This window comes from Autumnicola musiva (assembly GCF_031846585.1).
GTDB classification, from domain to species: Bacteria; Bacteroidota; Bacteroidia; order Flavobacteriales; family Flavobacteriaceae; genus Autumnicola; species Autumnicola musiva.
The window spans coordinates 244149-270582 of the sequence record NZ_JAVRHK010000003.1; the positions used below are offsets into that span (position 1 = coordinate 244149).

The window sequence follows — 26434 nt, forward strand, 5'->3', positions numbered from 1 at the left end:
ATAAATCATTCAAAAAGACTTGCGAGCACATCTTTCATGCTATACACACCTTTTTTATCTTTTAGCCATTCTGCGGCAATTACTGCGCCAAGGGCAAATCCCTGCCGCGAATGTGCCATATGCATAATTTCAATTGTATCAATGGTAGATTTATAAGAGACGGTATGCGTTCCGTGAACATCGGTAATTCGCTTCGCATATACAGGGATTTCATCTTTATCGGCGTGATCCAGCTGCCAGTTCTTTTTATTCGGGTTTTCAGAAATAATCTGTTGCGCCAGGCTTATGGCAGTACCACTGGGGGCGTCCAGTTTTTGAGTGTGATGTATTTCTTCAATTTCCACCGAATAATCTTGCAATCCTTTCATCATTTGAGCAAGCTTTTTATTCAGCTCAAAAAAAACATTTACTCCAATGCTGAAATTTGAAGCATAAATAAAAGCGGCGTCCTCTGTTTTGCAGATTTTTGTTGCTTTGTCATAATCATCCAGCCAACCGGTAGTACCCGAAACAACAGGAATATGCTGTTTAAATGCTGTGGTTATATTTTTAAAAGCTGCCTTTGGAATGCTGAAATCAATGGCAACATCTATCTCAACATCATTCAGGTTGTAGCTTTCTATGTCTTCAGAAACACGAAGTACTATCTCGTGGCCCCGGTTTACTGCGATTTCTTCAATCGCTTTCCCCATTTTTCCGTATCCTAAAAGTGCAATTTTCATCAAAAATTATAATTTAAAGACATTCCGTAATTAGGTTTGCCTGTTAAAACATCATAGTTCATTTTTGGCTTAAAGCTAAGGTCTTCATTTACATTAAATTGCTGCAGGTGTGCAGTGACATTAGCATCTATAATGTTTAAAATATAAATCCCTGCAGTAACCAGTATGGAAATTTCCTTGTTTCGCTGATAAAATTCCTGAGCATTGATAAGCCTGTCCGTAGAAATTCTACCTAAAAATTCATCTTCCCTGCCGGCAAGCCGGTCTTTATATGCGTCCCGATACCTATTATATTGATCGTCATTATTAATATAAAAATATACACCAATTCCCAACCCTATATAAGCTATGGGGATTTTCCAGTATTGCCCGTTATAGGCCTGGCCCAATCCCGGAAGAATAGCAGAATAGAAGGCTGCCTTGGCTGGAGCAAGTGCATTATAAGGCTCATAATCTTCATCTAAATTAATGGAATCCCGGACTTCTCCCAATTGTTCTACAGCAAGAGAATCTTCCTGGGCAATACTAATTGCAGAAAAAAATAAAAGGAAAAGACCTGTTGAAATGAGCGTTTTAATCTTCACCCTGGATAAGTTTTTTGATGCGGTTAAAATCTTCTTCGGAATTAAAAGGAATAGTCAGTTTTCCTTTACCTTTTTTAGAGACTTTTACATCAACTTTAGTTCCAAGGTATTCTGTAAACTCCTTTACTCCTTTTTTATATACCGGAGCAACTGAAGACGTTTTGGTAGCAGTCTTTGTCCTGCCCATTTTTTCTTCCTGCATTTCCCGCACCACTTTTTCAGTATCTCTTACTGAAAGAGATTTTTGCAGAATTTTTTCGTAAATATCCAGTTGCAGTTGCGGATCATCTACATTTATGAGTGCACGGCCATGCCCCATAGACATAAAACCATCCCGCATGCCGGTTTGAATAATCGGGTCCAGTTTTAGCAACCTTAGATAATTGGCAATCGTAGACCTGTTTTTCCCCACACGTTCGCTCAACTGTTCCTGGGTGAGGCTTATCTCGTCCATAAGCCGTTGGTAAGAAAGGGCAATTTCAATAGGGTCCAGGTCCTGGCGTTGGATATTTTCAACAAGCGCCATTTCCAGCGATTCCTGGTCGTTGGCAATACGAATGTAAGAAGGAATTGTTTCCAGTCCTACCAGCTTAGAAGCCCGGTAACGCCTTTCTCCGGAAACAAGCTGATATTTATTGAAATCCAGTTTCCTAACGGTAATTGGCTGGATTACACCTAATTCCCTGATGGAAGAAGCGAGCTCCTTCAGTGATTCTTCATTAAAACTGGTCCTGGGCTGGAAAGGGTTCACTTCAATAGAAGCCAGATCGAGTTCCACAATATGGCCTACCAATTTATCGGCATTTTCATCTTCTGCAGATTTTATATCATTCTGGGGATCTTTCAGCAGTGCTGAAAGTCCGCGTCCAAGCGCCTGTTTCTTCGTTGCCTTCGCCATCTTCTAGGAATTTTTCTTTATAATTTCGTGCGCCAAACTCAGGTAATTGGTAGCGCCTCTACTGCCGGCATCGTAATTAATAATACTTTCGCCATAACTGGGGGCTTCACTTAAACGTACATTTCGCTGAATGATTGTTTCAAAAACCATTTCATCAAAATGTTTCTGTACTTCTTCCACCACCTGGTTGGAAAGTCGTAACCGCGAATCGTACATAGTAAGCAGCAGGCCTTCAATATCCAGTTTGTTATTGTGAATTTTCTGAACACTTTTAATCGTATTCAGCAGTTTCCCCAGACCTTCCAGGGCAAAATATTCACATTGAATTGGAATGATAACCGAATCTGAAGCAGTAAGTGCATTGAGGGTAAGCAGTCCAAGGGAAGGAGCACAATCAATTAAAATATAATCGTATTGCTCTTTTAAGGGAGTAATTGCCTTTTTTAGCATAGATTCCCTGGATTCCTGGTCTACCAGTTCAATTTCTATTGCCACCAGGTCTATATGTGCAGGAATAATGTCAAGATTTGGAGAACCGGTGTCCATTATGGTTTTAGCAGCATCTGTTGAATGTTCCAGGAGTTGATAAGTACCCAGCTCCACAGTTTCAACATCAATTCCCAATCCCGATGTTGCATTCGCCTGGGGATCGGCATCAATAAGCAGCACTTTTTTCTCCAGTACCCCCAGTGAAGCCGCCAGGTTTACTGAAGTTGTAGTCTTTCCGACACCACCTTTCTGGTTGGCAATAGCAATGATTTTACCCATTAATTGTACTCGATTTTTGAAGCGTAAAAATACAATTAATTATAGGTATATAAAATGATTTTGTTAACAGCTTATAAAGGAAATATCTGTTGTCGGTTATCTGTTATCACTTTTTTGTTTGAGGTTTTCAGTTTACAGCCGGGAGAGGAGAGTGAAAAGTGAAAAGAAGTACGAGGTTAGAAGTGAAAGATAAAGAGCGAAAAAAGTTGTCGGTTAGGACTGTGATTTTGTACGTTCTTAAACAGACAACAGACAACAGACAACAGACAACAGACAACAGACAACAGACAACAGACAACAGACAACAGACAACAATAACCTTAAAACCGAAACCTGAATTTTTAAATCCTGAACCTAACTTTGTTTCTTTGCTTTGATCATCGCCTCCAGCTGGTCCCACATTTCTTCCGGAATGGCTTCCAGTAAGTTAAATTGGCCGGCTCCTTTAAGCCATTCGCCCCCGTCTATGGTAATAACTTCACCATTTACGTAAGCTGAAAAATCAGATACCAGATAGGCTGCCAAATTTGCCAATTCCTGATGTTTGCCCACACGTTTAAGCGGAACTTTTTTAGCCAGGTCAAATTTATCCTTTAAATCACCCGGAAGGAGCCTGTCCCACGCACCTTTGGTTGGAAATGGTCCGGGAGCAATGGCGTTAAACCGGATGCCGTATTTTGCCCATTCTACCGCAAGAGAACGTGTCATTGCTAAAACTCCTGCCTTGGCAGTCGCACTCGGCACAACATAAGCAGAGCCTGTCCACGCGTAGGTAGTTACAATATTAAGTACAACCTTGTCCTTTTCAGCTTTATCTATCCAGTTTTTTCCAAAAGCAAGTGTGCAATTTTTACTTCCTTTAAGCACAATGTCTATAATGGTGTCAAAGGCATTTGCGCTCAATCGTTCGGTAGGCGAGATGAAGTTTCCCGCAGCATTGTTTAGCAACACATCTATTCCTTCAAATTCTTTAATTACCTTATCCCGCATTTGCTCTACCTGCTCATAATGCCGTACATCACACTGAACTGGCAAACATATCCCACCGGTCTCTTTTTCTAATTCTGAAGCAGTATTTTCAAGTTTTTCCAGGTTTCTTGAAGTAATGGCAACTTTTGCACCTAGTTCCAGGAAAGATCTTGTCATCGCCATTCCAAGTCCGCTGCCACCGCCGGTAACTACAATGGTTTTTCCATTCAGGGCATCATCTCTAAGCATTTTTTTGGTGTAGTCCATATTTTAGGCTATAAGCGAAAAGCTATTGGTTTTTTTCAAAAATCTATTCTAAATGCTAAATTTTGTGGTAACAAATTTGTTTTCCGCCTCGTTTCTCTTCTATTTTTATAGTTTTCCACGCTGTACTATAAACTCTGAATGGAAAAACTCTTCACTCTTCAACCAAAATTTCCAAAAGCTGAATAGCAGCATCACTAATTTTAGTTCCCGGGCCGAAGATTGCCACTGCGCCAGCATTGAATAAAAACTGGTAATCCTGGGACGGAATTACACCACCTACAATTACCATTATATCTTCACGATCATGTTTTTTTAGTTCTTCTATCACCTGCGGCACAAGTGTTTTATGGCCTGCGGCCAGGGAAGAAACTCCTAAAATATGTACATCGTTTTCCACAGCCTGCTTGGCAGCTTCTTTTGGGTTTTGAAAAAGTGGACCAATATCTACGTCAAAACCAAGGTCGGCGTAACCCGTTGCGACTACTTTTGCACCACGGTCATGGCCGTCCTGGCCCATTTTTGCTACCATTATACGTGGGCGCCGGCCTTCCTGTTCGGCAAATTTGTCCGCAAGACTTCTTGCTTTTTGAAAAGAGGTGTTGTCTTTCATTTCTTTTGAATAAACGCCGCTAAAGGATTGTACCTTGGCTTTGTACCTGCCATAAACTTCCTCCAGGGCATCGCTTATTTCCCCCAGGGTCGCTCGGTATTTGGCTGCCTCTACAGCAAGTGCCAACAAATTAGCATTTTTATTTTTTGCGGCGGAAGACAAATCGGCCAAAGCTTTTTTAACTTTTTCAGTATTTCTTTCTCCTTTTATTTTTTTTAGCCTTTCAATTTGTTGTCTTCTTACAGTTTGATTATCCACTTCCAGCGTCACCAGGGGATCTTCTTTCTCCAGCCGGTATTTATTTGTGCCAACAATAATATCTGTTTCGCTGTCTATCCTGGCCTGTTTCTTCGCCGCGGCTTCTTCAATTCTCATCTTCGGGATTCCGGCTTCAATCGCTTTGGTCATTCCGCCTAAATCCTCCACTTCCTGAATTAAACTCCAGGCACGCTGTGTAATTTCATCAGTAAGGCTTTCTACATAATAGCTCCCCGCCCAGGGATCTACAGTTTTGGTAATTTTTGTTTCCTGCTGAAGGTAAAGCTGAGTATTTCTGGCTATTCTTGCGGAAAAGTCTGTGGGCAGGGCAATGGCTTCATCCAGCGCATTGGTATGTAAGCTTTGTGTTCCGCCAAAAGCAGCAGCAGCAGCTTCAATGCAGGTCCTGGCGACATTGTTGAAGGGATCCTGCTCGGTTAAACTCCATCCGCTGGTTTGGGAATGAGTTCTCAGGGCAAGAGATTTTGGATTCTTCGGGTTAAACTGCTTTACCAGTTTTGCCCAGAGCATACGCGCCGCCCTCATTTTGGCAATTTCCATAAAATGGTTCATTCCAATGGCCCAGAAAAAGGAAAGGCGGGGGGCAAAGCTGTCAATATCCATCCCGGCATCCAGGCCCTTGCGAATATATTCCAATCCATCAGCTAAAGTATAGGCGAGTTCAATATCACAGGTGGCACCGGCTTCCTGCATATGGTAGCCGGAAATACTAATGCTGTTAAACCTTGGCATCTTTTGAGAGGTGTATTCAAAAATATCGGAAATAATCCTCATGGATGGAGTAGGAGGGTAGATGTAAGTGTTACGCACCATAAACTCCTTTAAAATATCATTTTGAATGGTGCCGGAAAGCTCTTCCGGCTTTACGCCCTGTTCTTCTGCGGCAACAATATAAAAGGCCATAATTGGAAGCACCGCACCGTTCATGGTCATGGAAACCGACATTTTGTTAAGCGGAATCTGGTCAAAAAGGATTTTCATGTCCTCAACGGAATCTATGGCGACTCCCGCTTTTCCAACATCGCCCACCACACGCTCATGATCACTGTCGTACCCCCGATGCGTGGGAAGATCAAACGCTACGGAAAGTCCTTTTTGCCCGGCGGCAAGATTTCTCCTGTAGAAGGCGTTGCTCTCTTCGGCAGTAGAAAAACCAGCATATTGCCTGATGGTCCAGGGTCGGCTGACATACATCGTGCTGTAGGGACCACGTAAATAAGGAGGAATTCCGGCGGCGAATTTTAAATGTTCTGCATCCCGAATATCTTCTTTAGAATAGGAAGATTTTAGCAGGATTTCTTCAGGAGTTTCAAATTTTGAAGTGTCCTGAACTTTTGATTCCAATTGAGGTTCGCTTAATTTTATATGTTGAAGATCTTTCCTCTGCATACTTATTCGGCTTTTTCTTTTTCCAGTCTTTCCTGCTCCAATTCTTCACTTAGACGTCTTTCCAGGATAGGCTGAATTAATGTTTTTCTTGGGTTTTTCTTCAGAAATGGAAATAATTGCAATTCATTTTGCATTTTATCTTCAGGATTCGGGAATTTATTGGTGCCGATTAGCACCACTTCTCCGTGGTTAAATTTTTCCTGTTCTGCGCCGGCACTTTCCTGTATTTTCTTCTGAATGATCCCTTCTTTCAGTTGTTTTAAAAAACCACCACCTTTTTCGATATCTTTAAAAATATCCAATGCCATCTCGGCGAATTGTCGGGTAAGATTTTCAATGTAATAAGAACCTTCTGAAGCGTTGGAAACCTTATCCAGATATGCTTCGTTCTTCATTACCAGTAATTGATTACGGGCAATGCGGTCTCCAAATTCGTTATTTTTATGAAAAACAGCATCATAAGGCAAGTTATAAACTGTATCGGCACCACCCAGAACCGCACTCATACTTTCGGTAGTGGTACGTAGTAAATTAACATTATAGTCATACAAAGTTTTATTTCGTTTTGAGGGCATGGCCAGAATATGGCAGTTTTCAGGAATGCTATATTCTTTTGCCAAAGTTGAAAACAGCCAGCGCAAGGCTTTGATTTTGGCAATTTCGAAGAAGTAATGAGAGCCGGAAGCGTTTATAAACTGAATATCTAAGTTTTTCTTTTTTCCGAAGAAATCATTTTGGTTAAAATGGTTCAGGTATTCATTGGCATGTGCCACAGCATAAGCCAATTGCTGCGGAATGGTGGCGCCGGCATTTTGATATAAAGTAATATCTACTGAAATTACTGATTTAAAACCTTCAGATTTGCTGAAAATTTCATCCAGTACCTGATGATCTTCTGTAAGATTGGAAAACCAGTTTCCGGTTCTTGCCAAATTTCCTATAATATCATGCTGAAGAAAAATTTTATAATCTTTCTCCTTCAGCATGGATTTAATTTTTCCGAAAAAGTCTAAAGAAAAAAACGGAGTGCTAATATAAACAGGTGTTTTTTCACTGATATTTTTCAGAAGAAGGTTAAGATCGGTTTCTTCCGAAGGAATAATAAACCACAGGCTTTCTGCTCCTTTTTCAAGTGCATGCAAAGCTTTTTTATTGCTGATTTTTACTGAAGCAACATAAATGCGTTCACAAATATTCCAGTTTTTTGGGGAAGGAGTGGAGATTGTTTGCTGAACATCTTCGGTACTATAAAATGGTTTAACATCAACTCCGTCCAGACTTTTAAAAATGAGTTTTTCATTGTAATCTTCACCTTTAAGGTCATATTGAATTTTTTGTTTCCATTGTTGGGCAGAAACTTCCTCAAATTCCTGAAATAGTGATTCCTTCATGTATAGTTTTTTAAACAGCTAAAGAATGCCGTTACTCAATCGTGTCGTACTCGATGATGTAAATATCCTCATCTGCACGTTTCATGTAGTATTTTTGCCTTGCGAATTGCTCCAGCTGTACTGAATCCTGCAGTTGCCTGATTATAGCTTTGTCATGAGCGATCTGGTTTTGATAATACTCCCTGTTTTCCTGAAGCTCATCAATTTCCTGATTTAGTTCATGATGAATAAACCAGGAATTACTATCCAGGAAAAACATCCAGCCTGCAAAAATAAGGCTTAGCAGGATATATCTGTTGCTTATAAATCTAAACCAGGGTTTGTTACGTAACTTTTTCCACTTCATTTGCGTTAAATATACAAAATTAGCTTAAGCGATCCTTAATGATTGTTTGAACAATATCAACAGCTACAGTGTTGTACCTGTTGGTGGGTATAATAATATCGGCAAATTCTTTAGTGGGATCTATAAACTGCTGGTGCATAGGCTTCAGAGTGGTTTGATAGCGCCACAGCACCTCGTCCAGATTACGCCCGCGTTCATTAATATCCCTTTTTAACCTTCGGATAAGCCGTTCATCGCTGTCAGCATGCACATAAATTTTTATGTCAAACATATCCCTTACTTCTGGATGGGTGAGTATTAAAATTCCTTCCACGATAAGAACTTTTCGTGGTTCAATAGTTCGTGTTTCTCCGGTACGGTTATGCTCTTTAAAAGAATATAATGGTTCTTCTATAGAATTACCTGCTTTTAATGCCTTTAGATGAGAAACCAAAAGTGTAAAATCTATAGATTTTGGGTGGTCAAAATTTATTTTAACCCTTTCTTCATAGCTAAGGTGGGAAGTATCCTGATAATAGGAATCCTGAGAAATTACATCAACTTCCTCATTTTTCAATTCATCTATAATTTGATTAACAACAGTGGTTTTCCCGCTTCCGGTACCACCGGCGATTCCAATAATGAGCATAGCATAATTTTTGGCAAATTTAATTATTCATTTTAAAAAGCAAACAGAAGGCAGCACTTTTAAAATCTTTGCGGTTTGTGAATCTTGATGTTATATATGCTTTTGGCTGATGCTAAATAGAAAAAGATCTCCGGCATAGCTGCAACAAAGATCTTTTTTATATTATTCCTGATATGATGAGCAATAAGGAGCTCTCTTTCTGCTTATTCTTGAATTTCCGCTACTTCTTCTGTAGTGATTCTTTCCTGAACATTATTACTCCATGAATTCATTGCATAATTTAATACATCAGCCACTTCCTGATCACTCAGTCCCATTGGAGGCATCATATTATCATATTGCTCTCCATTCACTGTAATCTCACCCTGTAATCCATATTTTACGGCATAGATGCTTGCTTCCCTTTTTTCGGTAAGCCAGTTTGAACCGTCAAGAGGAGGATAAGTACCGGGAATTCCTTTCCCGGTTGGTAAATGACAGGTTACACAAATATCTGCGTAAACTTGTTTTCCCCGGGTTATACTTTCCTGAAGGGGTGATTGAGAAACAGATTTTTCGGAAGCCGGAATCACATACGACTCTTCTTCATTTTGTGATTCTTTTTTATCAGATTTGCAGGCAAAAATCGCTAATGCAAGGGCTACAGGCAGTAATTTTTTCATTTTATTGCTGATCTTGTTTGGTTAATTTTGCAATTCCTTTTCCTTCTACTGAAACATAAATGTTTCCATCTGGCCCTTGTCTAACATCTCTAACTCTTCCAATATCTTCCAATATTTTTTCTCTTTTTGTTACCTTTTTTCCATCTAATATAAGATGTTCCAGATATTGAAATTTTAATGAACCAACCAGAAGATTCCCTCTCAAATCCGGAAATTTTTCCGAAGTCACATATGCCATCCCACTAGGGGCTATAGAAGGTAACCAGTAAAAAATAGGGTCTTCCATTTCTGGTCTTGATTGCTCCTCAGTGATAGGAGTGCCGTCATAATTTTGACCATAGGTCAATATCGGCCATCCGTAATTTTCTCCTGCTTTTACTACATTTATTTCATCACCTCCCTGTGGTCCATGTTCGTGAACCCATACTTCTCCGGTTTCGGGGTGCAAAATTATTCCCTGAGGATTACGATGCCCATATGAATATATAGATTCTTTAGCATTTTCTTTATCCATAAATGGGTTGCTGGAAGGAATACTTCCATCGTCATTTAATCTGTACACCTTACCATTATCCCTGGTAATATCTTGTGGGTTTACTTCTCGCGCTCCACGTTCCCCTGCAGAAAAATATAAATAACCATCCCTGTCAAAAACAATTCTTGAACCAAAATGCTGTCCTTTGGTGGTATTTGGAGCTGCCTTATATAAAACTTCTTTCTTTGTAAAACTGCCATTTTCCAGTTTCCCACGCATTAAAGCAGTATTACCGCCTTCTTCAGTTCCTTCGGGAGAGGAATAGGTAATATATATCCACCCGTTATTCTCATAATCGGGATGAAGTACGATATCCAAGAGGCCGCCTTGTCCACGCTGATAAACTTCGGGTACTCCGGAAATCTGTTCTTTTTGGCCATCTTTATAATGGATTATTTCCCCGCTTTTTTCAGTGATGAGCATGCTTCCGTCTGGAAGAAAAGTGAAACCCCATGGAATTTGCAGGTCTGATACCACCATTTCATAAGAGTATTTATCTGAAGCGGATTCGGCCGGAATAGGATCGGGCACTCCTTTTTGTTGAATTTCGGTAGAATCTGTTTCAGCACCTACAGAAGCAGTTTCCTGCGATTTTCCGTTATCGCCACAGGCATAGAAGGAAAATATAATGGCTGCGCTTAAAATTATTTTTTTCATAGCTCAAATTAAATAAAGCCTAAAAGCTCTTGTTAATCGACTAAGATATAAAAAATAAAAACTTCTATTGCAGACCAAAAAGAATTATTATATTTGCAGCCACAATGGGATGAAATTGCAAAGTCAGGAGTGTAAATTCTGGTATTTTCTGGATAAATTCCACCGGTTAGAGTTCTGCTTTAAAAGTGAAGCTTAACCTGAAACTTTGAAATCTATTAGTTACGGGGTGTAGCGTAGCCCGGTTATCGCGCCTGCTTTGGGAGCAGGAGGCCGCAGGTTCGAATCCTGCCACCCCGACAATTACGGTGTCAATAGACACCAAAATATAGCTAATCTTATGAAAATCAAGGATTTTCATTTTTCTTGAAATCATAAGATTGGCTATAATATCAATTCAAAGGTTACCTATTCGGTTACCTAAATTGTTACCAGAATTTTCACTACATTGGTAATTCAATAGATTTGACTTTCGCAGCGATTTGACTTTCGTAAACAAATCGATTATTCACTTAAAGCGAGAGTTTATGCAGACTTCAAAGACTTTTAGTATTCATTTTTGGCTGAGTATGGCCAAGAAAAAAGATGATTTGGCACCCATTTATGGCCGTATTACGGTAGATGGGAAACGTGCCGAGATCAGTTTAAAACGATCCACATCGGTTACCTATTGGGATACCCGTTCCAAGAGGGCAAATTCGAGAACTTCTGAGGGGAAAGCCCTCAATGTCTATTTAGACCAGGTCTATTCCGATTTACTGGAATGCCACAAACAGCTTCTGGGCGAATCCAAATACGTTACCGCCCAAGCTATCAAAGCCCGTTATCTCGGGGAAGATGAACAGCACAAAACGCTGCTTCAACTGGTTACCTACCATAATGAGAATATGGTTTCAGTACTCAAGCCCGGCACGTTGAAAAATTATTTCACAACGGAACGCTATATTAAACGGTATTTGAAGCGCAAACTAAAGACCAATGACGTTTTTCTGAAACAGCTGTCGTACAAATTCATCATTGACTTTGAACAGTTCCTACGCACCGGAAAATCCATAAACCGTTCCCAGCCCTTAAAGAACAACGGGGTTATGAAACATTTGGAACGTTTGAAAAAGATGATGAACCTTGCCCTTCGGTTGGAATGGGTCGAGAAAGACCCTTTTGTCAGGTTCTCACTTAAGTTCACAAAACACCAACGGGCATTTTTATCACAATCGGAACTTGAAGTCTTGGAATCCGGTCAGCTTTCAAAAGGGATGCACCGAAAAACGAGGGACGTTTTTGTTTTTGCCTGTTACACGGGATTATCTTATATCGACGTGAAATTGCTCTGCGACGACCATATCGTAAGAGGCATCGATGGGGATTACTGGATATTTACAAAAAGGGAAAAGAACGATGAAGCGGTTAAAATCCCGCTTTTGGATAAAGCCCTTGATATATTAAAAAGGTATGACCAAGATACCGAAAACAAACAGGAACAACTGCTGCCGGTATTTTCCAATCAAAAGATCAATAAATATTTGAAGGAAATAGCGACAATCCTAAAAATCAATAAAAAGCTTACGTTCCACGCGGCCAGACATACGTTTGCCACTACCGTTACCCTTTCCAATGGCGTGCCCATTGAGACCGTATCAAAACTGTTGGGGCATACCAAGCTTTCTACAACACAGATATATGCTAGGGTCATCGAACAAAAAGTGTCATCGGATATGCGTTCGTTACGGAGTAAATTAAACACCACGGACAAGGCCGAAACAAGGGTACTTTATCAATAATCCGGTTTGGAAAACACCTTTTAGGTTCTAATCCAGTCGGCGCTCTTATTTTTTCTGGTCTAATCCTTTGCTGATTTTGGTTTTTTATTGAGCCATAATTTTCTGTGTTAAGTCATTTTATATCCTTAAAATAGGAAAGCTTACTACGCAAATGTAAATTTTCGTTTATGGTTTTAAATCTAAATAAAAATATAAGTGGTAAAGTTTGCTTATAATCAATGGTAAACTCGTAAAATACCATTGATAAAAGTGAATGACTATTTGTAATTATCAAGATAATTTTGAAGAAAAGAATTGATTTTCCGTAATATTAATATCTTTAACAAAATTTTTTATTTATGACTATAAAATATGCTTCCCTTAACCATATAAATCATAGAGACTCTTCAATAAGAGATATTAACATTACACATAGCGACTCCTTAAAGGAATATACAGACAAACTATTTAAGGAAATAACGGATAGCCCCAGAAAAAGACAGTATATATTTTCTAGTTCAAAATCAGAGGTAAGAAATGTTTTAGATGATATCGTTACAGATAACAACCGGAAAAAATCAATTAATTTGGCTGCCCAGCGCCTCTTAAATAAAGAAAAAGATGCCCAACAACAGCTTGACAATAAGAAATTAAAAGTAGATATTTTAAAGGGCAGTTTGTTCCAAGCATATATTGAAATAGATGGAAAGGAAAATATTATTATTTGTAAGGCCGATCATAATGAATTTCTTGATGAAAATTCTCTTACGATTCGTAGTGGATTGCCTTGGGATAAAAAGATTTTTAAAGCAGCGTTGATACATTTGAAAGATGGAATTGTTGCAGATGAAGTCGATGTCTTGGATGCTAACTTATCTAAATATTGGTGGAGAGAATTTTTAGAGCTTGAAGCTAAACATACAGATGCTTTTAATACAGAAAAATCTATGGATTTTTTTGACACCCGTGTTTTTAGCGGAATTAAGAAGAAACATCCAGCTGATTATCGTATTCTCAGAAACAGCTTCGTTGGCTACTATCGCAGGAAGGATATATTTGAAATAGAAGATTTTATAGAAACTCTTTTCTCAAATTATGAACCTGAGGATGAAAATTTAAAAATTGATCCCTTGGTTGCTAAAATTAGATCTTTACCATCCAGTTTAGGTTTTGATAAAGCATTTGATATTTCAAAAAAACACATTAAAAAAAGAATGTCCACTAGGGTCAAAGTATCTGATGCAATTGATCTGTACTTAAAAACAGACGTGCCTCATTTCAGAAAAACATTACGCTCGGGTAAAACTAGCAGTGGACAAATGTATTTACAGATTTTAACAGAAAATGAAGATGTTTATAAAGAGTTTTTGAGAAATGAAGATGAATAACATTTCAGAAATAGTAGGTTTTATTTTTTCCAATGGAGACAATCTTGTTTGTGATGATCGCTATGAAAAGACTATCATTTCAGGAATTGTCAAGAAAAAAACATCATTAAGAAATGAAGGAAAATTAAATAACTTTTTTAATGATATTTCTGATGAATGGAGCTTGACAATTACTCTAAATGAGGATGAAAATTTATTGACCTGTTCGAATTCTATAGATCATAGTTTTGTTAGTGAGTATAATGGGCTTCAACTTCTTCCAGATGATAAATTATCAATAAAATTAGAAATTTACAAAAATACAAGGAAGGCTAATAGAAATGTATATTGCGAAAAAGCTTTTAACGAGTGGGTTCAATCTAGATCGGCCATTGAACTGTTAAAGACAACTTCTAGTGATATAAAAAGGAATGGTTTTGTCAATTTCAATATAATTGAAAACAAACAAGCTTATTTGTATTCAAAGCGTATTAGAGTAAATGATTCAACCTCTGTAAACAAAAATTTAAAAGCATATCCTGAATATTCGAACTTTGATCAAAATAACGAATATCCATACATAGGGAGTGATTTTAGAGTTTCAGAGAAAAAAGTGAGTTGTCCTTTTTTACAGTCCCGTCTTACGAATTTAAGTAATCTATTTTCAATTACGAGCCTATTTGATGTTACCTATTTGCAGGGGGAGAATTTATTCTACCAGTTAAAAGGTTATAAATTTTTTCAAGGAAAGATACCTGCGAAGGATCTAACAGAGAAATACGACATATATTCAAAAATTAACAATTGGATTTTTGATGATAGTGCCAATATTGCAGATAAACTAGGCATATCGAAAAACATTATTTCCCTACATATTACCGCAAACAACATAATTTTAAATGATTCAGTATTTAGCTCTATTCTCTCAGGACACAAAATTTACCTCAAAGAAAATGTTTCACAATATCTCAAAGTTAGATCAAAAATCAATGATGAATTAGCTGATATTTTAAAAGAAATAAGGAGTAGCCTTCAAGAATTAAGAACAAACTATCAAAAAAGTAATTTTCTCTACATATCCTTTTTTATGTCTGTTTACGTAATTAGAACCCTAATTAAAAAAGATTTTGAACAGATTTTCACCAAAGATACTACTGTGCTTTTCTTCGCTTTTATAGGAATATCCGTAATATATCTTATTTACACAATTTGGTCGGTTATCACGATGAGGGATAGAATAAAAAAACACTATCAAAATGTTAAGTCAAAAAACCTAGATATAATGGAAAAATCGGACATTGAGCGAATTTTGAAAAATGACTCTGAATTTGATGATGAAATATCATATTTTAATACAAGAATAAGCGTCTATGTAATCCTATGGATTTTAACTATGGTTGTTCTTACGTTTGCTGTACTTTATTTATCTGAAGCTATTTAATTTTTAAATATCAGGTTGTGTCTACTCATTGGTACACAAATTACACTTAATTCCTCTCTTACGTTGTTGGAAAAGCTGTATTCAAAAAAAGTGTTTCATTTCAAGGTCTTGATTTAACCAACAAGCCCGCAACAGAAGCTGCGGGCTATAATACTTACGTATTTGCGGATAGAGGAAGATTCGAACTCCCGGTACAGTTTCCCGTACGCCTGATCTTCAATCAGGTGCCTTAGACCACTCGACCACCTATATTTTAAAAGATTATCCTTTTTTAGAAATTACAGGTTTTAAGAAACTTTTCAAAAAACCGTTTGTCGTTAAATTGTGTATGCCCAATAAGTTAGCTATTTCTTTAGTACTAGTTGCCGTGAAACCTGAATTATTGATTCCATCAACAAATCTTCTAAGATTATCTTTTAATAAATTTAATGATTCTTCATCAATCACTCGTGTATTTTCACTTGTATTTACATTCCATCCTTTTATATTTGGAGGTTGAATGGTAACCAAATTAAAATTTGCAGCACCCCCATAGAGTTTTTTGAACCATTCACCTGAACCTAACAATTGATTAATATTATCTCTGGTGATTTCATCGTGTATGGCTCTAGACTTGGCTTCTAAAACGAGGTAATGATTTCCAGTCATCACCCATAGTACATCAGGGCCATTTCCAAATTCCGCTTCAGGTTCCTGAGTGTAAAAACCTATAAGCCTACCTATTTCAGCAAAAGCATTCTCAAATTTCGTATGAGGTATATCTTGACTAAATTGAAGATTTTCCAATAAGGTTTCAAAATACATTTTAAAGTCTTGGGAAGTCTCAAATTGCTTGATAAAATTTAAAACTTGAGATGCCTGCTCTTCACTAGCCATAATTTTCGTATAACTATGTCCATTTTTTGATTGCAGCATATGGGAAGTTGTTTGTGCTGCTTTAATTTGAAGGTCATTTGATTTTGGTGCATTATCTAAGTGAAGATAATTAGCTGCTTTTTCAAAATACCAGCCCTTCTGCTTGTCGGTCAATTCAACCGTATCAACTATTTTATCTAATATTAGCTTCGATGCACCTTCAAAATCCCTTCTTCTGTAATTTTCGATTGCTTGTGATTCAGAATCTGCAACCTCTAGATTTTTTATGATTCGTTCGTCAGTTTTTTCAACATCCACTTTTGACAGTATTTCTGAATGATATTCCCTCCAGCTCATATCTTGAACTAAGCATAAGTTTGCGGTATCCCTAATAGTCTGAAGAGAGTTATCAGTAGATTCATCATCTAGAAGTGATAGTCCAAGTTTCAGTTGTTTTCGGGTTACTGGTGTGAAATATTGCAAGTTTGATTTGTTACCCACAAATTGCAGTAAATCTTTACCCATTAAATAAACCGTACAATAATCGCTGCCTGATCTTACAGCTCTACCAAGTCCTTGTTCTATTATCTGCGCTTTCAAAGAAGCCTTGACAGATTCCAAGCGTAATTCCGCATAAAGTTGTTCATAAGAACTGAATGATGGGTAACCATCTAATATTAAAACTCGGCACATATCTCCATTCAAGTCAACCCCATCGTAGCGATTAACTAAAACATAGAATAATCCTTTCTCAGTTCTTAATTTGGCGATGTCTTCATTTATATTATCATTATTAATTATTTCTGCACCAAAATCTTCCCATTTAGTCGCCCTATTAGAGGAAGGTGTTAGTACCATTACATTTATACCAGATTCAGAATATTCTTTGGCCAATGTCATAATCTGCTTATCTGTTATTCTTGAATCAAATCTTTGAGGAGCAAGGATCAATCTTTGCCCAACGTCTTTACGATCTTTAGGGATCAAGGCATTCTTTATACTATTAATATTAATACCTAAATCTTTAATTAAATCAATCTGATCTTCAAATGTAGCAGATAAAATATATCTATGTTTGGCCTCATTAAAAGCTCTAATATTATGAAATGGCACATAGGATGGTGCTATCTCAATTCCTTTGGGCCCGACATAACAATCGTAAGATTTCAAGTCGTCAGCTATTAAACCCCATTTGAACATAAGTTCTCTGTCTTCACTAAAACTGCCTATTAGTTTTATTAACTCGTTAATACGAGTTAACCAAGCCCAATAAGGGACTTTGAGTATTTTCGCATACGGATCACCTTGAATTAGTCTGTGATAAGTTCCTGGGGCTTGGTATTTCAGTTCTTCTTCGAATAACTTCAGTAACCTATCTGCCAAGTCGTGTTTGAAGGGTATATTTAATGTAGTTGCTTCTCTAGCTTTGTCAAGACAGACGTGGGCATCATCAAGGACGATTGAACCAACGTCAATATTATCCCTTTCAAAAATGGAACGTGAATTGAACAATTTTTGGAATGTGCATAATAAGATGGCTTTTGAGTTTAAAAAATCATCCGGAAAAACACTTCTTTGCCCGTGATATTCAATTTCACAGACAGATATCCCATATAAATCCGCTTGCAACTTTGCCTGTTCTAATAATTGTTTGTCTGGACATAGATACAAACTTGGACCAACTCCTTCAATCATTTTTGAGTACAGCATCAATAGGCTTACCAGAGTTTTTCCAGACCCTGTATTCATTTTGCACAAAACATCTCGTTGACCCCTTATGCTATGCCAAGAATTTAATACCTCTTCCTGTATTCCTCTTAAATACGCGTATCCCTCCTTATGAAACAAATCTTGAAATAATTCTATCGGTTCAAAATTTAATTCCTTTGGAGATGTGTCTTCTAATTTTTTCTTAAATATATTCATATATAGTTTTGATTTTTATTATATTTTGATTAACAAATATCTTAAAAATCTATTAACTGATAGACCTTAAATCTTCATTAGTTAATGAATTGGAATGAATGCTATGTTTCTTACCTTATTCAGCCATTCCCCTGCATTCCGCAGAAAAAGCTTCATTTCGGGAAAAGCGCTTCATTAAAAAGGTCTTGGACACAACTCCAAAGCTTTCGATTTCCATTCCACTTGCCCGCCCATTCCCGAGAAAGGTCGGGAAGCGGCCAAACTCCATTCCCATCTACATCTTTGAAGTCAAGTCCGCTTTAAATCCTACTTCAAAGGATAAACTGTTTTCATAAGCCGGTCAGCACATTGCCGCTCCATTCCGCGAAAAGCTACATTCCGGGCAAAGCGCTTCCCTACAAAGGTCTTGGACACCGTCCCCGATTGCTACTTTCCGTTCCGTTTGCCCTTCCCGCGCTGCCGGGAAGCGCACTCCATTCCAATACGAAACCGTGAACGGAGTCCGCTTTTCATCGGAATTCCATTTATAATTTAGTCCCGCCTCCTATGTTTTTGTACTTCACAAAAGGCATTTAGACCTACTCCCGCACCGCCGCTGTCCCAACCGTTTTTTTGTAAGCAAAATACCAACATTTGGAAGTTAAACGGACTGCATAACCGGTCGTACCTCCCTTTTATAAGTCCTTATTAATTCCAAATATTGAAAATGTATCAGCAACAAAAAAAGGTAACAGCGGACGGCTCTATGGGAAGTAAATCTAAACTGAATAGTATGAAATCTTACAAAAACATCAAAAAGGAAGCGGGACTAAAAAAACAAAAAAAGGAAAACGCTCTGGATATAATAAGTAAATCACTTCAAAAAAACATAAACGTAAACTATCCGAATGGGTCTCGGGTAGCATTTCAATTAATCTTTAAATCTTTTATTATGAGTACTTTAAAAAATCACGTACAGTTGATCGGAAACGTTGGACAGGAGCCAACCATTACGAACCTTGAAAGCGGTAAAAAGGTAGCCCGTCTTTCACTCGCCACAAATGAGTATTACAAAAACAGCGAGGGCGAAAAAATCCAAAATACCGAATGGCACACGATAGTAGCCTGGGGCAAAACTGCCGAAATCATCGAGAAATATGCCGGAAAGGGCAAAGAAATCGGGGTAACGGGAAAACTGAAATCCCGAAGCTACGAGGACAAGGACGGTATCAAAAGATATGTTACCGAAGTGGAAGCCAATGAAATTCTTTTGTTAGGTACTAAGGACGGCAATAGTTAAGCCGATTAATTTAAAAATAAAGAGGGCGTTTCCGTCTAAAGTTTCGCCCTCTTTTTCATTATCCATTAATTAAAATTAGATAACAATGAAAGCACAAGTTAACGAAATCAAAGAGGGATTACAACATTTTCACGGTTCAGAAACCGTGTTTCAAATCCCATTATTAAGAACCCGATACACCAACGGACTGAAATATTTGGCGGAAGCTGCGGAATGCTTTTGGCTGATAACCGATACCTCCGCATTTGCCAAAACCTTGATGGGCAAAAGCTATTTTGTAACCATCGACTTTAAAAGGTTGCCCAAGGAAAAACAGGATTATTCAGGCTATGAAGCCGAGATAATTTATAGTGATGGCAATGGAAATATTTTTGAAACCCACCGATACAATGTAACGGATTTTCCACTTGATGAATTAAGGTTATTTTTTGTGGATAATACGTTGATGTTACCGAGCGAATACTAACCCTTCAAAACCTAAAAATTATGATCTATCTAAATTTTTCAGACCTGAACGGGGAAGCCCAAGAGCGCCTTTTAAAAAGTTCAAAAAAGGACGTTGAGCATAAATTTGGAGATGATATCCGAAAATATGCCAAAGAACATTGCACCAATTTTGATGTGATGATCGAAGAGGAAGCACTACGGAATCTGTACAGTTATACCTATGTGTTTAATATTTGAAATTGTCTAAATAGGAATGGAAAAACCTTTGAAATTTCAGGGGTACATATAATAACTAAAAAGGGAAAATTCGCTGTTACCTGAATTTTCCCTTTGTTCTTTAGACCTTGAAAGGTCTACTGTTTAAATTTAATACTTTTTCTAAAAAAAGAAGCTATTTTTTAAGAAAATTATATCCCATAAGTTGAAAAATACCTATCTTTATTTCGCTGAAATTCAGCATTCAATTTTACGCAGGGGTATCCATTTTTTGACTTTCGCCGATAACCCTGCCCATCGAAAAATCACATAACGGGAAATTTTTTCCCTGAAATTGGCAATTGGCTTTTAGCCAGATTGTACGAAATTTTTGTTCGCCCGTGGCGAACGAAAAGGAGTAGCAAGAGGGTAACACGCGATGCGATGTTAAGTACTCCTTTTCCTTGTTAATAATCTGATTTTTAAATACTTAAAAATTATTCGATTATTTAGATTTCTACAATTTGCGACAAACGCCCTGTGAGCGCCCATTTTTAGGGAAGGATTTGCGACAAATCGGCGAATTATGGACTCATTTATAGGCATTAGATTCAAAAAGGAAACCGCCAAGCGTTTCCAGCAATTTTCAAGAGCACACTTCAAATCACACACCGAGGCAATGGCTGTGATGCTCGATTTTTTCTTCTACAACGAAATATCCCCACGGGAAAAACTGGGCCCGACCGGAAGGACGATCGAGGCAAATTTAAAGAAACGGATCAATGCGGTAATCGCCATAATGAGGGATATGGAAAAGACCCAAACCAAACCCACCGTGGCGATGATCGAATCCCTTTTTCAGACCGAAGTACCCAAAAAGAAACCCTTGATCTTAGAGAAGAAATTTGTGGAAGAAAAGAAGGAAGTACGTTTCCGAGAAAAGCAAAACCAAAGTAAAGAACTATAAATTTTTGAGCTATGTATATCACGATCACACCCCAAAAATTAGGAGGAAATTATTCACAAAGTTCAGGCGATTTTGTGGGCTATTTGGAAAAGGAAAATCAAGGTCTGGAACAGGAAGAGATGGAACACTTTTTCAATCAATATGGCGATGAGTTTTCAGCGGAAGAAGTGGTAAAAGATATTGATGGAAACGGTGCAAAATTAAAAAAGAAAGAACCTAAATTTTATTCAATTACGGTCAGTCCGTCGAAGTATGAATTAAACAGATTGCAGAACAGCAGCGAAGATTTAAAAAAGTACACCCGTGAGCTGATGAAAGATTATGTAGCATCATTCAACCGGAAAATCAATGGGCGGCCAGTCAATATCGATGATATAAAATATTATGCAAAAATTGAACACCAACGAACCTTTAAGGGAACCGACAAACAGATCAAGGAAAACCAACCCTTTGCCACCAAAATACTTCAGCTGAAAAACGAGATCCGAAGTATTGAAAGCGGCTCGATGGAAGGAAGTGTTAGGAAACGAGAAAAAGAAATCGCAAAACTGGAACGCCAAGCGCCACACCAACAGGATGGCAAACGGATCGTCCAGGGAATGCCCAAGGCCGGAAACCAAAGTCATATCCACATCGTCGTGAGCCGGAAAGACGCTTCCAATTCGTTCAGTCTTTCGCCCGGGAGCAAATACAAAGCCTCCGATGTCGAGATGAACGGTAAGAAAGTCAAACGGGGTTTCGACCGGGACAAGTTTTTTGAAAATGCCGAAAAGACCTTTGACAGGACGTTTGGCTACCAAAGAAACTTCGCAGAAACCTACAAGGCGAGGAAGGATTTTATTAAAAACCCAAAAATCTATTTTGCCTCGTTGATGAAACTGCCCACCAATGAAAAAGCGATTGCTTTTAAGTTGATGCGGGAAACGGGTATCCCGATAATGCCAAGTATCCCGACCAATCAAGCACAGCTTGCCCTAAAGGTTTTCAATAAGCTGCGCAAGGGTTTGGATGTGGCCATCAAATCAAGTTCCATCGGAATCTAAATCTTAGTTATGCAACTGGACAACCTTACAACGGTACTCGCAATCATTGGTTTAACAAGTACGCTATTTTATATGCTGTACAGGTTGACGCGTTATGCCTTTATTTTAAACGTGATTTTACTTGGGGTTCTGGTGTTTTACCAATCGAGCAACAATGAACTGATTTTGATTTCATTGATTCTGGTTTGCCCGCTGATGCTAATTAATACGGGACTGTACGTTTTTTTGCACAAAACGGACGAGCCAAAAAGTGCCGAGAGCAAGTATCGTGTAAGCTTTGCAACGAGCAAGGAAAGTTTTACATTGGAAAATGTAAAACGTGGAGCATCCATCATAGGATCTGCCGGAAGTGGCAAGACCGAGAGCGTAGTTTATGGTTTCCTGAAACATTTCCAAAAAGAGGGCTTTTGCGGGATCATTCACGACTACAAAGATTTTGAGTTGACGGAAATGGCTTATCCGCTTTTCAAGGATAGTGACATCCCTTTTAAAGTGATTTCCTTTGATAAAATTATACATAGGGTCAATCCTATTGCCCCACGGTATTTAGAGAACGAGGAAAGCGTAAACGAGGTTTCCCGGGTGCTGATCGAGAACTTGTTGGAGCAAAGGGAGTCCGGAACTTCGGGAACGACCAAATTTTTCAATGATGCTGCGGAAGGATTGATTGGTGGACTGATCTGGAAGCTAAAAACCTCTTATCCAAAATTCTGTACCCTGCCGCATCTGATCGCCATTTATCAGTATCTGGACACGGACAGTCTCATCCAGTTTTTGGAAACCAACACAACAGTACGGGCAATGGCGGACGCTTTTATAAGCGGAAAGGATTCCGAACGGCAGACCGCCGGTGTAAAAAGCACCTTGGCCAATGCACTAAAACGGATAAGCACCCAACGTATCTTTATGGCATTATCCGCAGACGAAGTGCCGCTCAACATCAATAATGAAGATAACCCTGCGGTAATTTCGATTGTGAACAATCCAAAATTTGAAACCTCCTATTCGCCCGTCATTGCAACAATAATCCATACGATCACCAAACAAATGAGTGTGCGCAATTCCAAACCATCGTTTCTGTTGATGGAAGAAGCCCCGACCATACGGCTATTGAATATGCACCGGATTCCGGCAACTTTGCGGAGTTATGACATTGCCACCATCTACGTGATGCAGGACAAGATACAGAACGATATGATGTACGGCGATAAGGCAAGCAAGGCGATCTTGAGCAACCTTTCCTACCAGTTTTTCGGTAAGGTAAATGACCCGGACACCGCCAAATATTACGAACGCTTTTTTGAGATTATAAAGGATCCTACCAAAAGCGTGAGCCGTGGGCATAACCTTGATTTTGATACCCGCATAACCACAGGGGAAAAGGAAATCCCTAAAATCCGGGCAGATGTATTCTTTCGCTTGAAACAGGGCGAGTTTATAACCTATGCCGATGGGAAGGATAAAAAAGTGCAGTTTAAATTGCAGCAGATTCAGCGAGAGCTTCCCGAGGAATCAAAGCAATTTACCCAAGTTGATTTAGAAACTAATTTTGAGCGGGTTTATGAGGAGGCGAGGTCGATATTTGAAAAATGAAGTTATGCATCATTTCTACTCCGTCATCCGTTCCCATTCCATTGTTTTATAGAAAAAGCCAATGTAGCCCCGAACGTTCAAAATATTGGGGTCATTTTCATCGAGCCATATTTTTGACCGGTAAACTTTTCCGTCATTCGGATTGGTAATTGTCCCATCAACATATTCTTCTCCGTCCTTCTCATAATTTTTCATTAAAACAAGGCCTTCTATTTTCTTGTTTTTGTCGTCTCCTTCACATTCGGTGCAAAGGTTATCGCGGTCTTCTTTATCCATAATCCGTAAAACCTTGCCATATACTTTTCCGTTTTTTTGAAAGACCTCTACTATAGAGCGAACTTCGCCGGTGTGACGATTGTATGTTTCCCACTTTCCAAAAATATCCTGGGCATTTGAGTAAAAACAAGAAAGCAAACCAAAACTTATACTTAATAACCAATTTTTCATACGTAAGATAACCGAGTTTTTTATAAATTATTTTGAAGATTCTAAAAAAACCTTAAATGTAATATATTTCTTACACTTGTCTTCTGTGATTATTATTTGATGGTTCTATAAATTCATCAATCAATTATCAATATTGATAAGCATTTGAACGATATTTTAGTAACTTTGAAAAACTAAAAATTCAAAAAAGATGAAAAAATTAATTTTAACCGCACTATTCGGCTGCCTATTTTTATTGAATTCCTGCGGAGAAAACAAGAAAACCGACATAGTGGATTCAGGTACTTATCAAGGTGTTGCCGAAACAGTAGAGCCGGGAGAGAAAGAAATTTATGTTAGGACTTCAGATGATAAATTGTTGGAACTCTATTTTACCGATGAAACGACCCTAACCAAAGATGGTAGCACCACTACCTTCGACAGTTTAAAAGAAGATGGCAAAGTAGAGGTTACCGTTGAAAAAAAGGGTAATAAGCTCGTGCCTATTTCTGTTAAAGTCTTAAACTGATTTTAATGGCAGAAATTCCTTCAATATGGAGGGAAGAATTATGGCATTCTTTTCTCGTCCATTTGCCTATTGTTACCCTATTATTGGCTTCAATAGCAGCACTATTGAAGCCTTTTTTCTCAAATGATGGTCATAAACTTTTTTTAGGTCAAACGACCATTGTAATGTTGTTTATTGGAGTGTTGAGTGGCTGGATTACCATTTATACCGGGGAATTGGCGTACGACATTGAAGTAAGGAAAATATGTGATCCCGAGGTGCTTCAAGAACACCAATGGTGGGGTTATGCTAGCCTTATCACGTATTCCGTTGCATTGGCATTGATAATAGGCTTTCGATTTATGCCCAAGAGATTTTTATCCTTGGCAAGGCCTTTTTCCCTTCTTTTATTGGCTGCCGGACTTTTCGGACTTTGCTACACTGGGCATTTAGGTGCCTCCCTCGTTTATCAGCAAGGCGCAGGAACCTATCAGCCTTCCCCCGATTGTTCTGAATTTGTTAAATAAAACGGGCGGTCAATGGGTGTTACAAACGAGGAAACGGCAATAAAATCAAGCTACTTTAGCATAGTGGGCAATATTTTATTGGCCTTGATCAAGGGAAGTGCCGGTATTTTAGGAAATTCTTACGCTTTAATAGCTGATGCCATTGAATCTACCGCTGATATTTTTTCTTCAACATTTGTTCTTTTAGGTTTAAAATACGCACAGAGGCCACCAGATAAAAACCATCCCTATGGTCATACCCGAATAGAACCTTTGATTACCTTTTTGGTGGTTGCCTTTTTGGTGACCTCTGCTACCATTATCGCTTATGAAAGTATCATCAATATACAAACTCCGCATAAAGTCCCTAAAGCTTGGACACTCATTGTTCTTGGTGTAATCATCATTTGGAAAGAAGGGTCTTATCGCTATGTTTCCAAAAAAGCGGCGGTAACGAACAGTTCGTCGCTCAAAGCCGATGCGTGGCACCACCGAAGCGATGCCATTACATCAGTTACCGCTTTTATTGGTATCAGTATTGCATTGATCTTTGGAAAGGGTTATGAAACTGCCGATGATTGGGCGGCACTTTTTGCATCTGCTTTTATTTTGTACAATTCCTACCTTATTTTCAGGCCGGCACTTGGCGAAATAATGGACGAACACGTTTATGATGATCTGGTAGAGAAAATCTGTGACGTATCACTAAAAGTAGATGGAATATTGGGAACGGAGAAATGCTTTGTCCGTAAAGCAGGGATGAAGTACCATTTGGATCTACACGCCACCGTCAATGGAAAAATAAGTGTTGAAGAAGGCCACGACCTTGCGCATAAACTGAAAGATAGATTGCATAATGAACTCCCCCAATTAATGAATATTTTGATTCATATTGAGCCAGATACCCTTTCTGATGATGCCTAGTTGTGATGCGTTTTACCAAACCTGATCGAAAAATGGAATTTTTAAGTATATAAATATGACTGTTAAGATAATCAAGCTCTTTTTGCGATTGGCAATTTCATTCGGATTTTTATCGGCAGTGGCCGACAGGTTCGGAATATGGAGCAAAAATGTTTCTGTTTGGGGCAATTGGGATAATTTTCTGGGCTATACCCAACTGATAAATCCTTGGATCCCGAATTCACTCGTCCCCACCATCGGAATTTTGGCCACAGGAGCTGAAATTATTTTTGCGGTTTTTTTGATAATCGGATTTAAGACGGAACTGTTTGCAAAATTGAGCGGATTGCTACTTTTACTGTTTGCTTTGTCAATGACCTTTTCAACCGGAATAAAAGGAGCTTTTGATTTTTCTGTTTTTACTGCTTCTGCCGGAGCTTTTGCTTTAAGTCTTATGAAACGGAAATATTTGGAAGTGGACAATTTGATCTTTAAATCGAAAACCTGAACGAAAGA

The 26434-nt window shown here is 38.4% G+C and carries 27 protein-coding genes and 2 tRNA genes; 14 read left to right on the forward strand and 15 right to left on the reverse strand.

All coding sequences use genetic code 11. The annotated features are described in order from the left end of the window. Positions 1 to 5: 5 nt before the first annotated feature. From dapB to RM539_RS05975, 11 genes are all read right to left on the reverse strand, one after another. Positions 6 to 722 carry a 4-hydroxy-tetrahydrodipicolinate reductase gene (dapB, locus tag RM539_RS05925; protein WP_311502673.1) on the reverse strand — a complete coding sequence of 239 codons (717 nt, stop codon included), beginning with the start codon at positions 720 to 722 and terminating at the stop codon, positions 6 to 8. After that, entirely contained in the window at positions 722 to 1306 is a 585-nt protein-coding gene (locus RM539_RS05930; protein ID WP_311502508.1) for a DUF5683 domain-containing protein, read from the reverse strand. Before RM539_RS05930 ends, dapB begins: the two co-directional genes overlap by 1 nt. Next, positions 1296 to 2204, reverse strand: coding sequence for a ParB/RepB/Spo0J family partition protein (locus tag RM539_RS05935; protein WP_311502509.1), 909 nt, complete (start codon positions 2202 to 2204; stop codon positions 1296 to 1298). Before RM539_RS05935 ends, RM539_RS05930 begins: the two co-directional genes overlap by 11 nt. 3 nt (positions 2205 to 2207) lie before the next feature. Beyond that, positions 2208 to 2972 (reverse strand): ParA family protein, encoded by a 765-nt coding sequence (locus tag RM539_RS05940; protein WP_311502510.1) that lies wholly within the window; start codon positions 2970 to 2972, stop codon positions 2208 to 2210. Positions 2973 to 3326: 354 nt separating this feature from the next. Further along, a complete protein-coding gene (locus tag RM539_RS05945) occupies positions 3327 to 4208 on the reverse strand; it encodes an SDR family oxidoreductase (RefSeq protein WP_311502511.1) in 882 nt (293 codons plus the stop codon). A 151-nt stretch (positions 4209 to 4359) separates the two neighbouring features. Beyond that, complete coding sequence (gene scpA / locus RM539_RS05950) at positions 4360 to 6486, reverse strand: methylmalonyl-CoA mutase (RefSeq protein ID WP_311502512.1); 2127 nt, start codon at positions 6484 to 6486, stop codon at positions 4360 to 4362. Between the two features lie 2 nt (positions 6487 to 6488). Next, positions 6489 to 7877: a methylmalonyl-CoA mutase subunit beta gene (locus tag RM539_RS05955; RefSeq protein ID WP_311502513.1), complete on the reverse strand. Its 1389-nt coding sequence runs from the start codon at positions 7875 to 7877 to the stop codon at positions 6489 to 6491. A 31-nt stretch (positions 7878 to 7908) separates the two neighbouring features. Continuing rightward, the gene (locus tag RM539_RS05960; RefSeq protein WP_311502514.1) at positions 7909 to 8223 is read right to left on the reverse strand and encodes an FtsB family cell division protein; all 315 of its coding nucleotides are present in this window, start codon (positions 8221 to 8223) and stop codon (positions 7909 to 7911) included. A 19-nt stretch (positions 8224 to 8242) separates the two neighbouring features. Beyond that, the gene (gene udk / locus RM539_RS05965; RefSeq protein WP_311502515.1) at positions 8243 to 8851 is read right to left on the reverse strand and encodes a uridine kinase; all 609 of its coding nucleotides are present in this window, start codon (positions 8849 to 8851) and stop codon (positions 8243 to 8245) included. A 203-nt stretch (positions 8852 to 9054) separates the two neighbouring features. Then, on the reverse strand, positions 9055 to 9513 hold the full coding sequence (locus tag RM539_RS05970) for a c-type cytochrome (RefSeq protein ID WP_311502516.1): 459 nt from the start codon (positions 9511 to 9513) through the stop codon (positions 9055 to 9057). Between the two features lies 1 nt (position 9514). Beyond that, positions 9515 to 10705: a PQQ-dependent sugar dehydrogenase gene (locus RM539_RS05975; RefSeq protein ID WP_311502517.1), complete on the reverse strand. Its 1191-nt coding sequence runs from the start codon at positions 10703 to 10705 to the stop codon at positions 9515 to 9517. 222 nt (positions 10706 to 10927) lie between these two features. On the opposite strand from RM539_RS05975, the gene RM539_RS05980 reads away from it, so the two are divergent. The 4 genes from RM539_RS05980 to RM539_RS05995 all read left to right on the forward strand — a co-directional run bounded on the left by RM539_RS05980 (position 10928) and on the right by RM539_RS05995 (position 15270). Beyond that, positions 10928 to 11002: transfer RNA gene (locus RM539_RS05980), tRNA-Pro, on the forward strand. Between the two features lie 227 nt (positions 11003 to 11229). After that, the gene (locus tag RM539_RS05985) at positions 11230 to 12483 is read left to right on the forward strand and encodes a site-specific integrase (protein ID WP_121665226.1); all 1254 of its coding nucleotides are present in this window, start codon (positions 11230 to 11232) and stop codon (positions 12481 to 12483) included. 338 nt (positions 12484 to 12821) lie between these two features. Next, positions 12822 to 13850 carry a nucleoid-associated protein gene (locus RM539_RS05990; RefSeq protein ID WP_091266139.1) on the forward strand — a complete coding sequence of 343 codons (1029 nt, stop codon included), beginning with the start codon at positions 12822 to 12824 and terminating at the stop codon, positions 13848 to 13850. Beyond that, positions 13837 to 15270, forward strand: coding sequence for a hypothetical protein (locus tag RM539_RS05995; protein ID WP_121665225.1), 1434 nt, complete (start codon positions 13837 to 13839; stop codon positions 15268 to 15270). Before RM539_RS05990 ends, RM539_RS05995 begins: the two co-directional genes overlap by 14 nt. Positions 15271 to 15435: 165 nt before the next feature. Here RM539_RS05995 and RM539_RS06000 read toward each other — a convergent pair. The 3 genes from RM539_RS06000 to RM539_RS06010 form a co-directional block, all read right to left on the reverse strand. Then, positions 15436 to 15520: transfer RNA gene (locus RM539_RS06000), tRNA-Phe, on the reverse strand. Positions 15521 to 15531: 11 nt separating this feature from the next. Further along, positions 15532 to 18051, reverse strand: a complete 2520-nt coding sequence (locus RM539_RS06005) for a DEAD/DEAH box helicase (protein WP_121665224.1) — start codon at positions 18049 to 18051, stop codon at positions 15532 to 15534. Positions 18052 to 18166: 115 nt separating this feature from the next. Continuing rightward, positions 18167 to 18325, reverse strand: a complete 159-nt coding sequence (locus RM539_RS06010) for a hypothetical protein (RefSeq protein ID WP_311502518.1) — start codon at positions 18323 to 18325, stop codon at positions 18167 to 18169. A gap of 657 nt (positions 18326 to 18982) precedes the next feature. Here RM539_RS06010 and RM539_RS06015 point away from each other — a divergent pair. The 6 genes from RM539_RS06015 (at position 18983) to RM539_RS06040 (ending at position 23575) form a co-directional block, all read left to right on the forward strand. After that, positions 18983 to 19330 (forward strand): single-stranded DNA-binding protein, encoded by a 348-nt coding sequence (locus tag RM539_RS06015; protein ID WP_121665803.1) that lies wholly within the window; start codon positions 18983 to 18985, stop codon positions 19328 to 19330. Between the two features lie 85 nt (positions 19331 to 19415). Then, on the forward strand, positions 19416 to 19796 hold the full coding sequence (locus RM539_RS06020; protein WP_121665223.1) for a DUF6876 family protein: 381 nt from the start codon (positions 19416 to 19418) through the stop codon (positions 19794 to 19796). A gap of 20 nt (positions 19797 to 19816) precedes the next feature. Continuing rightward, complete coding sequence (locus RM539_RS06025; RefSeq protein WP_121665222.1) at positions 19817 to 20014, forward strand: hypothetical protein; 198 nt, start codon at positions 19817 to 19819, stop codon at positions 20012 to 20014. A gap of 544 nt (positions 20015 to 20558) precedes the next feature. Beyond that, entirely contained in the window at positions 20559 to 20939 is a 381-nt protein-coding gene (locus tag RM539_RS06030) for a BfmA/BtgA family mobilization protein (RefSeq protein ID WP_121665221.1), read from the forward strand. Positions 20940 to 20950: 11 nt separating this feature from the next. Next, positions 20951 to 21982, forward strand: coding sequence for a MobB family relaxase (mobB, locus tag RM539_RS06035; RefSeq protein ID WP_121665220.1), 1032 nt, complete (start codon positions 20951 to 20953; stop codon positions 21980 to 21982). Positions 21983 to 21991: 9 nt separating this feature from the next. Beyond that, complete coding sequence (locus RM539_RS06040) at positions 21992 to 23575, forward strand: type IV secretory system conjugative DNA transfer family protein (protein WP_121665219.1); 1584 nt, start codon at positions 21992 to 21994, stop codon at positions 23573 to 23575. Between the two features lie 15 nt (positions 23576 to 23590). Here the strand turns inward: RM539_RS06040 and RM539_RS06045 are convergent, their stop codons facing one another. Next, a complete protein-coding gene (locus tag RM539_RS06045) occupies positions 23591 to 24022 on the reverse strand; it encodes a DUF2147 domain-containing protein (RefSeq protein ID WP_121665218.1) in 432 nt (143 codons plus the stop codon). Between the two features lie 190 nt (positions 24023 to 24212). Here RM539_RS06045 and RM539_RS06050 point away from each other — a divergent pair, with 190 nt between their 5' ends. The 4 genes from RM539_RS06050 to RM539_RS06065 are packed head-to-tail and all read left to right on the forward strand — an operon-like array spanning position 24213 to position 26426. Beyond that, on the forward strand, positions 24213 to 24530 hold the full coding sequence (locus RM539_RS06050; protein WP_121665217.1) for a hypothetical protein: 318 nt from the start codon (positions 24213 to 24215) through the stop codon (positions 24528 to 24530). 5 nt (positions 24531 to 24535) lie between these two features. Next, positions 24536 to 25036 carry a DUF2231 domain-containing protein gene (locus tag RM539_RS06055; RefSeq protein ID WP_008612784.1) on the forward strand — a complete coding sequence of 167 codons (501 nt, stop codon included), beginning with the start codon at positions 24536 to 24538 and terminating at the stop codon, positions 25034 to 25036. Positions 25037 to 25048: 12 nt separating this feature from the next. Then, positions 25049 to 25939, forward strand: coding sequence for a cation diffusion facilitator family transporter (locus RM539_RS06060; protein ID WP_008612781.1), 891 nt, complete (start codon positions 25049 to 25051; stop codon positions 25937 to 25939). A gap of 55 nt (positions 25940 to 25994) precedes the next feature. After that, positions 25995 to 26426, forward strand: coding sequence for a hypothetical protein (locus RM539_RS06065; RefSeq protein ID WP_040879652.1), 432 nt, complete (start codon positions 25995 to 25997; stop codon positions 26424 to 26426). Positions 26427 to 26434: the final 8 nt, after the last annotated feature.

What these genes read in the sequence shown, in the direction of transcription:
- dapB (WP_311502673.1), bottom strand. Translation starts at nt 722, where the DNA reads ATGAAAATTGCACTTTTAGGATACGGAAAAATGGGGAAAGCGATTGAA.
- RM539_RS05935 (WP_311502509.1), bottom strand. Translation starts at nt 2,204, where the DNA reads ATGGCGAAGGCAACGAAGAAACAGGCGCTTGGACGCGGACTTTCAGCA.
- RM539_RS05940 (WP_311502510.1), bottom strand. Translation starts at nt 2,972, where the DNA reads ATGGGTAAAATCATTGCTATTGCCAACCAGAAAGGTGGTGTCGGAAAG.
- RM539_RS05945 (WP_311502511.1), bottom strand. Translation starts at nt 4,208, where the DNA reads ATGGACTACACCAAAAAAATGCTTAGAGATGATGCCCTGAATGGAAAA.
- scpA (WP_311502512.1), bottom strand. Translation starts at nt 6,486, where the DNA reads ATGCAGAGGAAAGATCTTCAACATATAAAATTAAGCGAACCTCAATTG.
- RM539_RS05955 (WP_311502513.1), bottom strand. Translation starts at nt 7,877, where the DNA reads ATGAAGGAATCACTATTTCAGGAATTTGAGGAAGTTTCTGCCCAACAA.
- RM539_RS05960 (WP_311502514.1), bottom strand. Translation starts at nt 8,223, where the DNA reads ATGAAGTGGAAAAAGTTACGTAACAAACCCTGGTTTAGATTTATAAGC.
- udk (WP_311502515.1), bottom strand. Translation starts at nt 8,851, where the DNA reads ATGCTCATTATTGGAATCGCCGGTGGTACCGGAAGCGGGAAAACCACT.
- RM539_RS05970 (WP_311502516.1), bottom strand. Translation starts at nt 9,513, where the DNA reads ATGAAAAAATTACTGCCTGTAGCCCTTGCATTAGCGATTTTTGCCTGC.
- RM539_RS05975 (WP_311502517.1), bottom strand. Translation starts at nt 10,705, where the DNA reads ATGAAAAAAATAATTTTAAGCGCAGCCATTATATTTTCCTTCTATGCC.
- RM539_RS05985 (WP_121665226.1), top strand. Translation starts at nt 11,230, where the DNA reads ATGCAGACTTCAAAGACTTTTAGTATTCATTTTTGGCTGAGTATGGCC.
- RM539_RS05990 (WP_091266139.1), top strand. Translation starts at nt 12,822, where the DNA reads ATGACTATAAAATATGCTTCCCTTAACCATATAAATCATAGAGACTCT.
- RM539_RS05995 (WP_121665225.1), top strand. Translation starts at nt 13,837, where the DNA reads ATGAAGATGAATAACATTTCAGAAATAGTAGGTTTTATTTTTTCCAAT.
- RM539_RS06005 (WP_121665224.1), bottom strand. Translation starts at nt 18,051, where the DNA reads ATGAATATATTTAAGAAAAAATTAGAAGACACATCTCCAAAGGAATTA.
- RM539_RS06010 (WP_311502518.1), bottom strand. Translation starts at nt 18,325, where the DNA reads ATGGGAATGGAGTTTGGCCGCTTCCCGACCTTTCTCGGGAATGGGCGG.
- RM539_RS06015 (WP_121665803.1), top strand. Translation starts at nt 18,983, where the DNA reads ATGAGTACTTTAAAAAATCACGTACAGTTGATCGGAAACGTTGGACAG.
- RM539_RS06020 (WP_121665223.1), top strand. Translation starts at nt 19,416, where the DNA reads ATGAAAGCACAAGTTAACGAAATCAAAGAGGGATTACAACATTTTCAC.
- RM539_RS06025 (WP_121665222.1), top strand. Translation starts at nt 19,817, where the DNA reads ATGATCTATCTAAATTTTTCAGACCTGAACGGGGAAGCCCAAGAGCGC.
- RM539_RS06030 (WP_121665221.1), top strand. Translation starts at nt 20,559, where the DNA reads ATGGACTCATTTATAGGCATTAGATTCAAAAAGGAAACCGCCAAGCGT.
- mobB (WP_121665220.1), top strand. Translation starts at nt 20,951, where the DNA reads ATGTATATCACGATCACACCCCAAAAATTAGGAGGAAATTATTCACAA.
- RM539_RS06040 (WP_121665219.1), top strand. Translation starts at nt 21,992, where the DNA reads ATGCAACTGGACAACCTTACAACGGTACTCGCAATCATTGGTTTAACA.
- RM539_RS06045 (WP_121665218.1), bottom strand. Translation starts at nt 24,022, where the DNA reads ATGAAAAATTGGTTATTAAGTATAAGTTTTGGTTTGCTTTCTTGTTTT.
- RM539_RS06050 (WP_121665217.1), top strand. Translation starts at nt 24,213, where the DNA reads ATGAAAAAATTAATTTTAACCGCACTATTCGGCTGCCTATTTTTATTG.
- RM539_RS06055 (WP_008612784.1), top strand. Translation starts at nt 24,536, where the DNA reads ATGGCAGAAATTCCTTCAATATGGAGGGAAGAATTATGGCATTCTTTT.
- RM539_RS06060 (WP_008612781.1), top strand. Translation starts at nt 25,049, where the DNA reads ATGGGTGTTACAAACGAGGAAACGGCAATAAAATCAAGCTACTTTAGC.
- RM539_RS06065 (WP_040879652.1), top strand. Translation starts at nt 25,995, where the DNA reads ATGACTGTTAAGATAATCAAGCTCTTTTTGCGATTGGCAATTTCATTC.